The following is a 12,280-nucleotide window of genomic DNA, read 5'->3' as shown; positions in this document are numbered from 1 at the left end:
TACGCTTGTGTAATCATAAGTGGTTTACCCGTTATCAATTTTTATTTATTCATTGAGTTTGATTATAAGGTCAGCTCAGTAAGTACATAAAAATTAAAAACAGCAGTGAATTCTATCAAAAAAAGTGTACAAAAAGTTAATTCAGTTCAAGTTTATATAAACAAGTTTCTAATACAAAATTTAAATGATTTTTTTTCATTTTAGCAAGCAAACAGTTGCTATATACTGCATATCAAATTGCTATAAAAAGAAAGTTTTACCATCAAACGATAAAGGATACTGCTGTGAGCGATATTTTCAATTTTTGTGCCGGACCTGCCATGTTACCTCAAGCTGTGATGCAAAAAGCTCAGCAGGAATTAATCGATTGGAATGGTCTTGGCGTCTCCGTGATGGAAATAAGCCACCGAAGTAAAGAATTTATTGCCCTGACTCAGCATGCTGAAAAAACATTACGTGAACTAATGAACATACCTTCTAACTATCATGTTCTGTTTATGCATGGCGGTGGAAGAGGGCAATTTACTAATGTGGTTAACAATTTTCTTGGTGACAACGGTAAAGCGCTCTATCTAGTTAATGGACAATGGTCTTCGGCTGCGGTAAAAGAAGCCGTCAAGATAGTTGGTGAAAACAACATTGATCAAATCAATATTGTCGAAAAACAAGATGGATTAAATCAAGTGGTCTTGCCTGACTTACATAAACTGGATGATGATTATCGTTACGTTCATTATTGTGCCAATGAAACCGTAGATGGAATTGAAATTTTTGATGACTTAGACAGTCCATGGCCTGTAGTTGTCGACTTATCATCAACCATAATGTCTCGTGATATCGATGTCAGTAAATACGCGGTTATCTATGCTGGTGCACAAAAAAATATCGGTCCATCAGGGTTATCAATTGTAATTGTTCGAGATGATATGTTGAAATTACCGAGTCTAACTCAATCATCAATAATGGATTACTCAGTCGCACAAGCGAATGACTCAATGTTTAATACCCCACCTACATTTGCATGGTACCTTGCTGCTGAAGTGTTTGATTGGTTATCTGCGCAAGGGGGCGTTAAAGCTATGGAGGCCCTTAATAAGCAAAAAGCAGCCTTACTTTACCAATGCATTGATAATAATCCATTTTATACTAATGGGGTTGCAGTTCAGAATCGCTCTCGAATGAATGTGACTTTTCAATTAGTGGATAGCTCGCTCGATAGTGAATTTTTAAAACAAGCTGAACAGGCAGGCTTAGTGGCATTAAAAGGTCATAGGATTGTTGGCGGCATGCGCGCCAGTATCTACAATGCAATGCCATTAGAAGGCGTAAAAGCCTTAGTGACATTTATGGAAGCTTTTGCGAGTCAGTACAAATAACGACTCAGGTTTCGTCCCTATAAAACCATTGCCTTAAAAAAGCCACTTTTATGAGTGGCTTTTTTATTATTGTTAGTTCGTTTGAGATGCAATCAAGTTGTAAGATTTAACCTTACGCTAGCTGATTAAAAACATGACTCATAATGCTAAGTTAACAAGTAAGGCTAACCAAATGTAAAACCCAAAAGTTTAAACTTAAAAAAAGCGAATTGATGAAAACAATTCGCTTTTACATTTTTGAATAAGAGAAAGCTTACAGAATTTTAGCAATAGATTTAGCCAGATAATCTACATTTGATTCGCTAATACCAGCGATACTCATTCTGCTTGAATCGACCATATAGATACTGTGCTCTTGTTTCAATTGCTCCACTTGTGCAGGATTAATACCCAAGAATGAAAACATCCCTTTTTGTTTGGCAATGAAGCTAAAGTCCTGTGTTACGCCATTTTCAATTAGTTTATCCACTAACATTTGACGATTACCGTTTATGCGATCACGCATTACGGTCAGTTCATTTAGCCATTGCTGTTTAAGCTCTGCAGTCCCGAGAATGGTTTCAACTAGCGCTGCACCATGGGCAGGCGGCATTGAGTATATACAGCGAACTACATACAAAAGCACAGAAAAAGCGATGTTTGCAGTTTGGCTATTGTCAGCAACAAGCGTACACGCCCCAATTCTTTCGCGGTAAAGACCAAAGTTCTTAGAGCAAGAGCTACATAAAATCATTTCCTCTACTGCAGCAGCCATTTGGCGTACACCATAAGCGTCTTCTTCAACGCCATCCCCAAAACCTTGATATGCCATATCAATTAATGGAGTAAATCCTTGTTTTGCAGTAATTGAAATGACTTCATCCCACTGCTCGGTGGATAAATCCATACCACTAGGGTTATGGCAACAGGCATGAAGTAAAACGACATCATCCGGACCAATTTGACTGAGTGCTGCCTTCATTTCATCAAATTTTAAGGTTTTAGTTTCGTAATCGTAATAAGGATAAGTGTTAACTGTTAAGCCAGCAGCTTCAAACAATCCAGTATGATTTGCCCATGTTGGATCACTTACCCAAATAACAGCATTCGGTTTACAGCTTTTAATAAACTCAGCTGCAACTCTTAATGCGCCAGTGCCACCTGGTGTTGAAACCGTTTTTACACGATTAGCAAGTAAAGCGGGGTGGGTTTGTCCGAATGCAAGTTCAGACATTAACTGATTAAAATTTTCAGAGCCTGTAGGGCCGATATAGACTTTGGTTGTTTCGGTGTCTGTGCGTTGTTGCTCTGCTATTTTTACGCAGTCTAAAATGGGCGTATGGCCAGCAGGATCTTTATAAACGCCAACACCTAAGTCGATTTTTTGTGGGTGAGAGTCTTGTCGATATTGTGTCAGCAAACCAAGAATTGGATCTGCTGGCATGGCTGTTAATGTTTTGAACATGGTCATTGACCTTATAAATATCAAATAATGGTAGGATTCGCTTTAGGATAACGTGGTTTAATTGCGGATTGAAATGTAAAAAAATAACTAATTTTAAAATTAACTGTTTTTATAAATGAAGGTTTACAGTGCAAGATTAATTTTTGTCATTTAAGCTAAATCAGTAAGCAAAATAGTGGTTTTTTCATTCATTTTATTCAAGTTCGACATAAATCCGTCTTTTTTTATTAAAAGCCCTTGTATCGTGGGCTGCAATGAGTAAATTTGTAGTCAAGAATAATTATTATCTAACTATCAATCAGAATCGTATAGATAAATTGACATAGACGTCGCTTTGTCTTTAATCATATCCATTCTTGCATTTTGCTAGAACTCATTTAAGAAGAATTTTTCATGAAACAGTTGCGTCTTGAACCCGTAGAAAAAGTCAGTGGTGTTGTTAACATTCCAGGCTCAAAAAGTATCTCTAACAGAGCCTTACTATTGGCTACTCTTGCTAAAGGTAAAACAACCTTAACGAATTTACTGGACTCTGATGATATTCGATACATGTTAGCCTCGCTTAAACAGCTAGGGGTTCAATATGAGTTATCAGATAATAATACCGTTTGCGAACTTGAAGGTTTAGGAAACCCTATCACTGCAAAGCAAGCTGAAACGCTATTTTTAGGTAATGCTGGTACAGCAATGAGACCGCTTTGCGCTGCGTTAACACTTGGTTCAGGGGAATTTATATTAACAGGTGAACCGAGAATGGAAGAAAGACCAATTGGCGATTTGGTTGATTCTCTGCGTCAGTTAGGCGCTAATGTAACTTATTTAAAAAATGATGGTTTTCCACCTTTAACCATTAATGCTGATGGATTAAATGGTGGAGAAGTTGAGATAGCTGGCGATTTGTCGAGCCAGTTCTTAACTGCATTACTCATGGTTGCGCCATTAACTAAAGACTCAGTCAATATTAATATTAAAGGTGAGTTAGTTTCTAAACCGTATATTGATATCACTATAGCCTTAATGGCTCAATTTGGGGTTGAAGTCATAAACCACGACTACCGCAGATTTGAAATTAAATCCGGCCAGCAATATGTATCACCAGGTAAAGTGTTAGTTGAAGGTGACGCTTCATCGGCATCTTATTTTCTTGCTGCAGGTGCGATTCAAGGCGGTGAAGTCAAAGTAACAGGTGTTGGTAAATTAAGCATACAAGGTGATGTCAAATTTGCAGATGTCCTTGAGAAAATGGGCGCTGATATCGAGTGGGGTGATGATTATATTATTTCACGTCAAGCGAAACTAACTGCGGTTGATTTAGATATGAATCATATTCCTGATGCTGCAATGACAATTGCAACAGCGGCATTATTTGCAAAAGGAACAACCAAAATAACCAATATTTATAATTGGCGTATTAAAGAAACCGATCGTTTAGCTGCTATGGCTACAGAACTTAGAAAGGTTGGAGCAACAGTAGAAGAGGGCCATGATTATATTTCAGTCACGCCTCCTGCTGTATTGAATACTGCTGATATCGATACCTATAACGACCATCGTATGGCGATGTGTTTTTCAATGATGGCCTTTGCGCCTTGTGGAATTACCATTAACGATCCTGATTGTACTTCTAAAACCTTCCCGACTTATTTCAGTGAGTTCGCACGTTTAGCTTGCTAATTTAATCTTACCAAGCATAAAAATAATGACGGCAGTCAATTAACTGCCGTTGTTATGATCTTCTTTATGAACTTACAAAATTCTCCAGTTTTTTGGTTCAAATTGTTATACAATGCCGCCCGCTCATTTTGATGAACCTTTTTTACATTCATGGAAGATTGTTTTTTTCGGAGGAATTTATGTCTGAACGTGCTCCAGTAGTCACAATCGACGGACCAAGCGGTGCAGGAAAAGGGACAATATGCCAACTCGTTGCTGAACGATTAGATTGGCATTTACTAGATAGCGGCGCTATTTATCGTGTTTTAGCCCTTGCAGCCATTCATCACGATGTTGAATTAGAAAATGAAGAAGCCATTACCTTGTTAGCTTCTCATTTAGACGTGCAGTTTTTAGCCGGAAATGATTTAGTGAAAGTCATTTTAGAAGGTGAAGATGTATCAACCAGTATTCGCACTCAAGAATGTGGTAATGCAGCTTCTAAGATAGCCGCTTTTCCACGTGTTAGAGAAGCACTACTTAGACGCCAACGTGCTTTTAGTGCTGAACCTGGATTAGTAGCTGATGGCCGTGACATGGGAACCGTCGTTTTTCCTAATGCACCAGCCAAAATCTTCCTTACTGCATCAGCAGAGGAAAGGGCGCAGCGACGCTATAAACAGTTGCAGGACAAGGGGTTCGATGTTAATATCGATCGCCTTTTATCTGAAATCATTGAACGTGATGACCGCGATATTAATCGTTCAGTCTCGCCTTTAGTGCCTGCGGATGATGCGCTAGTGATTGATACTAGTGGCATAGGTATTAATGAAGTGCTTGAGCTAGTGCTTGAACACATCAATAAAAACTTAACGTAATTTCTTAATTCTGAGAAGTTATGAAACAACATTTATGTCACGGATGATGTAAATAAATTAATTGACTCCACATCTAGGATGGATGGTGGTTTATAAAAGAAAGTAATCATAAAATGACTGAATCTTTTGCTGATCTATTTGAACAATCCCTAAATGAACTTGAGTTCCGTCCTGGTTCTATCGTACGTGGTGTAGTTGTTCGCATCGAAAACGGTACTGTACTAGTTGACGCTGGTCTTAAGTCTGAAAGCCCAATTTCTGCTGACGAATTCAAAAACGCTCAAGGTGTTTTAGAAATCGCTGTTGGCGACGAAGTTGATGTTGCACTTGACTCTGTTGAAGACGGTTTCGGTGAAACTCAATTATCTCGTGAGAAAGCGAAACGTCACGAAGCTTGGATTGTTCTAGAAAAAGCTTATGAAGATGCTGAAACTGTAATCGGTATCATCAATGGTAAAGTTAAAGGTGGTTTCACTGTTGAATTAAACGGTATCCGTGCCTTCTTACCAGGTTCTCTAGTAGACGTTCGCCCAGTTCGCGATACTGCTCACCTAGAGTACAAAGAATTAGAATTCAAAGTTATCAAACTTGACCAGAAGCGTAACAACGTTGTTGTTTCTCGTCGTGCTGTTATCGAATCAGAAAGCAGTGCAGAACGTGATGCTCTTCTTGAGAACCTTCAAGAAGGTCAAGCAGTTAAAGGTATCGTTAAGAACCTTACTGACTACGGTGCATTCGTAGACTTAGGTGGTGTTGACGGTCTTCTACATATCACAGATATGGCTTGGAAGCGCGTTAAGCACCCATCTGAAATCGTTAATGTTGGTGACGAAATCAACGTTAAAGTTCTTAAGTATGACCGTGAGCGTACTCGCGTATCACTAGGTCTTAAGCAACTTGGCGAAGATCCATGGTTAGAAATCAGCAAGCGCTACCCAGAAAACACACGTTTAACTGGTCGCGTAACGAACTTAACTGACTACGGTTGTTTCGTTGAAATCGAAGAAGGCGTTGAAGGTCTTGTTCACGTTTCTGAAATGGATTGGACTAACAAGAACATCCACCCATCTAAAGTTGTTAACTTAGGTGATGAAGTTGAAGTTCTAGTTCTAGACATCGATGAAGAACGTCGTCGTATCTCTCTAGGTCTTAAGCAATGTAAGACAAACCCATGGGATGATTTCGCTACTCGTTTCAACAAGGGCGATAAAGTTTCTGGTAAGATCAAGTCTATCACTGACTTCGGTATCTTCATTGGTCTTGACGGTGGCATCGACGGTCTTGTTCACTTATCTGACATTTCTTGGAACGGTACTGGCGAAGACGCTGTATCTGAGTACAAGAAAGGTGACGAAATCCACGCAGTAGTTCTTTCTGTTGACCCTGAGCGTGAGCGTATCAGCTTAGGCGTTAAGCAAACTGAAGACGATCCTTTCAATGCTTACTTGGCAGACAAGAAGAAAGGTACTATTGTAAATGGTGTAGTTACTGCTGTTGACGCTAAAGGCGTTACAATTGAACTAGCTGAAACTGTTGAAGGTTACCTTCGCGTTGCAGATATCTCTCGCGAGCGTATCGAAGACGCATCTACAGTATTCTCTGTAGGTGACAAAGTTGAATCTAAGTTCATGGGCGTTGATCGTAAGAACCGTTCTATCAGCTTATCTATCCGTGCGAAAGATGAAGCAGATGAGAAAGAAGCAATGGCAACTATTAACAAGCAAGATGATGCTGTTATTAGTAATGCTATGGCTGAAGCGTTTAAAGCAGCTCGTAAGTAATAAATCGCCTGTAGTGTGGGAAACACCTGGTGTTTCCCTTTAGGCGACTGTGTTTGGCTTGATAATAGAGGGTATAGGATGACAAAATCCGAACTGATCGAAAAACTTGCCACTAGGCAGTCGCAGTTGTCGGCAAAAGAAGTGGAAAGTGCTATTAAAGAAATGTTGGAGCAAATGGCAACAACATTAGAAGGCGGTGATCGTATTGAGATCCGTGGATTTGGTAGTTTTCTCTTCACTATCGTGCACCGCGTGTTGGCCGTAATCCAAAAACTGGTACCTCAGTTGAATTGGAAGGCAAATACGTACCGCACTTTAAGCCTGGCAAAGAACTGCGCGAACGTGTCGATGCGGTTAATCATTGATTAACGCTTGATTAAAAAGCCTCCTTTTGGAGGCTTTTTTGTATCTATTGCTTTTCAAAGCTGGTTACTTGGCTAAATATCTTGGATAATCAGTTGTATTGATAAGATTGAATTTTTATCACTCACAGATTGAATGGAGCTGCATGTGAAATCGTTTATTGCCATTATCATTGTTGGATTATTTTTTGTTCTCGCCTTATTGTTTGGTGCCAAAAACGAACAAATTGTGACGGTCAGCTATTTTGTTGCAGAAGGCCAATATCGTTTACCTGTTGTTTTGGCCATTGTGTTTTTAGCAGGTTTTTTGATTAGCTGGTTATTTGCCGGTTACTATATTCTCAAAATGAAAATGGTCATTCGTAAGCGAAATAAAACCATTGCTCAGCTAACTGATAAAGTGTCTGATCCAATAGCACAGGATACCACTGCATAATATGCTAGAAATCCTCTTTCTGTTGTTACCTATAGCAGCCGGTTACGGTTGGTATATGGGGCGTAGAAGTATACGACAGAATCAAAAGCAACAAAGTAAGAAACTCAGTAGAGACTATTTCACTGGGCTTAATTTTTTGCTTTCAAATGAATCAGACAAAGCGGTTGATCTCTTTATTACTATGCTAGATGTCGATGATGAAACAATCGACACACATCTATCTTTAGGTTCATTATTTCGTAAACGTGGTGAAGTCGATCGCTCAATCCGTATCCATCAAAACCTCATCGCAAGGCCCAGTCTCACCACCGAACAACGTGACATTGCCATGATGGAACTGGGAAAAGATTATTTAGCAGCGGGCTTTTATGATCGTGCAGAAGAAATTTTTCTCAATCTCGTTAGTCAAGATGAACATAGCGAAGAAGCAGAAAGTGAATTAATCTCGATTTATCAAGTGACCAAAGAATGGCAAAACGCCATTAACATCACTAAAGGCTTAAGTCGTAAACGTCAGCAAGCACTCAAATCCATCACTGCACATTTTTATTGCCAGTTATCTGATGAAGCGACTGAAAGCGATGAGAAAATCAAATTACTTCAACAAGCCATTAAGCTTGATGAGCATTGTGGCAGAGCTTGGTTAACCCTCGCAAAAATCTATCTTGATTCAAATCAAGTCTCCCAATGTAAAAAAGCCATCTTAGAATTAAAGCTTGCAGATATCGAATTGTTTGCCGACGCTATTGGTGTTGCTAGACAAGTTTACCGTGACAGTAATGACTTAGAAGGCTATCAATCTCTCTTACAGCAAGCACTAGAGTCCGGCGGTGGAGCCAGTGTTATTATTGCCCTTGCTAAACACAAAATTGAGCAAGGAAATACTAAGAATGCTGAAAAAATGGTGCTAGACCACTTGTATCGTCACCCTACGATGAAGGGGTTTCAACATCTAATGCAGTTACATATCAAGCAGGCTGAAGATGGACAAGCAAAACAAAGCTTATCGATGCTTGAAAAGTTAGTAGAGCAACAAATTAAATTTAGACCAAGTTACCGCTGTTGTTCATGTGGGTTCCCAGCGCATAGCTTGTATTGGCATTGCCCATCTTGCAAAGAGTGGGGCAGCATTAAGCGTGTTAAAGGACTTGATGGTGAGTAAACCAAGACATCAACAATCTAGCGTTACTAAACGAACACCCATACGTCATTACATATTCATTGTGAGTATGCTTAATGATTATCTTACGGAGTAAACATGACTGATAAACCAATTGTAGTAGCCTTAGATTACGATAATAAAAATGAAGCGTTATCATTAATCGACAAGCTTGATCCAACGATGTGCCGTTTAAAAGTGGGTAAAGAAATGTTCACTTTATTTGGGCCACAATTGGTTAAAGACATACATGACCGTGACTTTGATTTATTTCTAGATTTAAAATTTCATGATATTCCAAATACCGTTGCTAAGGCAGTGTCAGCTGCTGCAGATTTAGGGGTATGGATGACCAACGTTCATGCAAGTGGTGGGCTAGCCATGATGGAAGCTGCCAAGAAAGCACTTGTTAACTACGGCAATGATGCGCCATTACTTATTGCTGTAACCGTTTTAACATCAATGAGCGATGAAGACTTAGCGCTTTTGGGCATTAATGTGCCTGCACAAGAGCACGTTAAACGCTTAGCAGCGCTTACGCATAGAGCTGGCCTTGACGGGGTTGTTTGTTCTGCGCAAGAAGCGACGATGTTAAAGTCATCTTTTGGCCAATCGTTTAATTTAGTGACTCCAGGTATTAGGCCTGTTGGCGCCGATGTAGGCGATCAGCATCGAGTGATGACACCACCTAAAGCAGTAGCGGCAGGCTCTGACTTTTTAGTGATTGGAAGACCGATCACTAAAGCGGCAGATCCACTGGCTTCATTGCACCAAATTGTGGATTCACTTAAATAGAGTCGATTAAAGCTGAGAGTAAAAGTAAACCTGTGATGCGTTTAACTAGTGTCAATACGGTTTACTTTACAACACAACAAATCAGGAGCGTTTAATGTTTGATTATCAAGGAAAGAATGTTGTTGTTATAGGCGGCACCAGTGGAATTAACCTTGGCATAGCATGCGCTTTTGCTAAGCAAGGAGCCAATGTTGCTGTAGCGAGTCGTAGTGTTGAAAAAGTTAACTCAGCTGTAAATGAACTTAAATTAGCAAACCCAAATGGCAAGCATCTTGGGGTCAGTTTTGATGTCCGTGACATTGAGGCTGTTAGTCAAGGTTTTACCAATATAGAACAAGCATTTGGCCATATCGATGTTCTGGTAAGCGGCGCCGCAGGGAATTTTCCTTCGCGCGCTAAAGATCTATCAGCGAATGGATTTAAATCAGTAATGGACATTGACCTGCTTGGAAGTTTCCAAGTTATTAAGCAAGCTTATCCACTGCTGACAAAAGCTATTAGTCAAGCTGACGGTAAAACCAGTGCCAATGTTATTCAGATTTCTGCGCCACAGGCTTATGTGCCAATGGCGCTGCAAGTACATGTTTGTGCAGCCAAAGCCGGTGTAGATATGCTAACTCGTACGTTAGCAATAGAATGGGGCGTAGATGGGATTAGAGTCAATTCGATAGTACCAGGACCTATTGAAGAAACAGAAGGTTTTGATCGCTTAGCACCAAGTAAAGCATTAAAATCAATGATAGCCGACAGTGTGCCATTGAAACGCAATGGAGTTAAATCAGATATTGCAAACGCAGCATTATTTTTAGCATCGGATATGGCATCTTACATCACTGGAACAATTTTACCCGTTGATGGTGGTTGGTCATTAGGTGGTGCAGGCGCGGCAATGGATGCACTAGCTAAATACATGCCAGAATAGTAAATAATTTTAAGGTGATTTAAATGGCAAACGCATTACAAGAGCAATTGCTTAAAGCAGGATTAGCGAGCAAACAAAAAGCGCGTGATGTTAAAACTCAAAAACGCAAGCAGAAGAAAGCCAAGATAGATGATGGTAGTGCAGATTTAAAGCAACAAATTGCACAGCAAAAACTTGAGCAAGCTGAGAAAGATCGTGCATTAAATGAAAAACGTTTTGCAGAAGCTGAAGAAAAAGGCCAAGTGCGTGGACTCATCACTGAGTTTACCAAGTTCGCCATTTCAATTCCTACTGATGCTGAAATTAAGTTTAACTTCACGGTTAATAATAAAATCTTATCAGTTTATGTGAATGAGAAATTACAAGGTCAGTTACTTTCTGGCGCAGTTGGTATTATCCGTTACGAAGATAAAAGCTATCTAGTACCGCATAAATTAGCTGAACGTGTCAATTTATTGGTACCAGAATGGTGTGGTTATCTTTGGACTGATACTGATGATAATCAAACTGAGCAAGTGACTAAAGAAGATGATCCATATGCAGATTATGCTATCCCTGATGACCTTATGTGGTAATTCATTATCTTAAAAAATGCCTCATATTGAGGCATTTTTTATGACTGTTTTATCGTTTGTAAATTTAGCCACGAATAGGTTATTCAGTTTTGTTGCAACATACACAATATTTTCGCAATGGAATAGATTATCGCCTTGGCGAGCAAGCCAATTTTAATGATATCAAACAAACGTTTGGCTTAAGGCATATCAGTGTGGGTAAATGGGTGACTGCTGATGAGTCAAAAATTGCAGCAAATTTAGTTTTTGATTCTTTAGCAGATCTTTCTCAGATACTGAATGTTCCCACTGAACTTATTGGTCTTAGAAAGACATTAAATATGCTATTTGGTCGTGGTGGCCAAAAAGGTGTGCAAGCACATTACTCCCCAAGCACAAGAGAGTTAGCATTAGCAAAAAATGCCGGTGCAGGTGCGCTAGCGCATGAGTTTTGGCATGCATTTGATCATTATATAGTGGCGAAAGCCTTTGAAGATCGTCACAGCAAGTATGCTTGTGCATCAGATTTATGGCTTAATGATCATCTATTAAAACCACATGCGCTTAACGATAAGCTATCACACTTGTTTAAACTTGTTTTATTAAGTGAAGATGGTCAGTCTGCTAGTGAGTTTGTAACCAATGCAATTAAGGTTGATAAGGGACAAGGTAGTTATTATTTCTCTAAGCCTACTGAACTAATGGCGCGCGCTTTTGAATCTTCAATAGAATCGTTTGGATCTTTAAGCAATAATTATCTTGTGTCAGGGACGACTAAATCAGATCAAGCAACTCGGTTAATATACCCAAATGTCGGCCATAGAGAGCAAATTATGGCTGCTATTTTAGATTACTTTTCTCTACTTGGTGCAGCATTCGAACGTTCATCGGCTCAATAACATGTTTATGCCGTTATTTAA

The 12,280-nt window shown here is 39.5% G+C and carries 11 protein-coding genes and 1 pseudogene; 11 read left to right on the top strand and 1 reads right to left on the bottom strand.

Features of this window, described 5'->3' with window-relative positions; all coding sequences use genetic code 11:
* The first annotated feature begins 284 nt into the window (after positions 1-284).
* Positions 285-1,376: a 3-phosphoserine/phosphohydroxythreonine transaminase gene (gene serC / locus ACGEDC_RS19340; protein WP_394495184.1), complete on the top strand. Its 1,092-nt coding sequence runs from the start codon at positions 285-287 to the stop codon at positions 1,374-1,376.
* 253 nt (positions 1,377-1,629) lie between these two features.
* Here the strand turns inward: serC and ACGEDC_RS19335 are convergent, their stop codons facing one another.
* The gene (locus tag ACGEDC_RS19335; RefSeq protein ID WP_394495182.1) at positions 1,630-2,820 is read right to left on the bottom strand and encodes an amino acid aminotransferase; all 1,191 of its coding nucleotides are present in this window, start codon (positions 2,818-2,820) and stop codon (positions 1,630-1,632) included.
* Positions 2,821-3,213: 393 nt separating this feature from the next.
* Between ACGEDC_RS19335 and aroA the strand changes: the two genes are divergently transcribed.
* The 10 genes and pseudogenes from aroA (at position 3,214) to ACGEDC_RS19285 (ending at position 12,259) form a co-directional block, all read left to right on the top strand.
* Positions 3,214-4,494, top strand: a complete 1,281-nt coding sequence (gene aroA / locus ACGEDC_RS19330) for a 3-phosphoshikimate 1-carboxyvinyltransferase (protein WP_394495180.1) — start codon at positions 3,214-3,216, stop codon at positions 4,492-4,494.
* A 179-nt stretch (positions 4,495-4,673) separates the two neighbouring features.
* A complete protein-coding gene (cmk, locus tag ACGEDC_RS19325; protein WP_055024572.1) occupies positions 4,674-5,351 on the top strand; it encodes a (d)CMP kinase in 678 nt (225 codons plus the stop codon).
* 92 nt (positions 5,352-5,443) lie between these two features.
* Positions 5,444-7,132, top strand: a complete 1,689-nt coding sequence (gene rpsA / locus ACGEDC_RS19320; RefSeq protein ID WP_263863673.1) for a 30S ribosomal protein S1 — start codon at positions 5,444-5,446, stop codon at positions 7,130-7,132.
* Positions 7,133-7,210: 78 nt separating this feature from the next.
* A pseudogene (ihfB, locus tag ACGEDC_RS19315) lies at positions 7,211-7,497 on the top strand (integration host factor subunit beta).
* A 133-nt stretch (positions 7,498-7,630) separates the two neighbouring features.
* Positions 7,631-7,930, top strand: coding sequence for a LapA family protein (locus ACGEDC_RS19310; RefSeq protein WP_247663178.1), 300 nt, complete (start codon positions 7,631-7,633; stop codon positions 7,928-7,930).
* A gap of 1 nt (position 7,931) precedes the next feature.
* Positions 7,932-9,092, top strand: a complete 1,161-nt coding sequence (lapB, locus tag ACGEDC_RS19305; RefSeq protein ID WP_055024568.1) for a lipopolysaccharide assembly protein LapB — start codon at positions 7,932-7,934, stop codon at positions 9,090-9,092.
* 96 nt (positions 9,093-9,188) lie between these two features.
* Positions 9,189-9,884 (top strand): orotidine-5'-phosphate decarboxylase, encoded by a 696-nt coding sequence (gene pyrF / locus ACGEDC_RS19300; RefSeq protein ID WP_065108037.1) that lies wholly within the window; start codon positions 9,189-9,191, stop codon positions 9,882-9,884.
* Between the two features lie 94 nt (positions 9,885-9,978).
* Positions 9,979-10,806, top strand: coding sequence for an SDR family oxidoreductase (locus ACGEDC_RS19295; protein ID WP_394495176.1), 828 nt, complete (start codon positions 9,979-9,981; stop codon positions 10,804-10,806).
* A 23-nt stretch (positions 10,807-10,829) separates the two neighbouring features.
* Positions 10,830-11,381 (top strand): DUF2058 domain-containing protein, encoded by a 552-nt coding sequence (locus ACGEDC_RS19290; protein WP_065108039.1) that lies wholly within the window; start codon positions 10,830-10,832, stop codon positions 11,379-11,381.
* Between the two features lie 89 nt (positions 11,382-11,470).
* Positions 11,471-12,259, top strand: coding sequence for a CLCA_X family protein (locus ACGEDC_RS19285; RefSeq protein ID WP_394495173.1), 789 nt, complete (start codon positions 11,471-11,473; stop codon positions 12,257-12,259).
* Positions 12,260-12,280 lie beyond the last annotated feature (21 nt).

Origin of the sequence: Shewanella sp. ENK2 (genome assembly GCF_043568515.1) — a bacterium.
Classification (GTDB): domain Bacteria; phylum Pseudomonadota; class Gammaproteobacteria; order Enterobacterales; family Shewanellaceae; genus Shewanella; species Shewanella japonica.
Note: the sequence above shows the minus strand (reverse complement) of the source record. Positions and strands in the feature narration are given on the sequence as shown.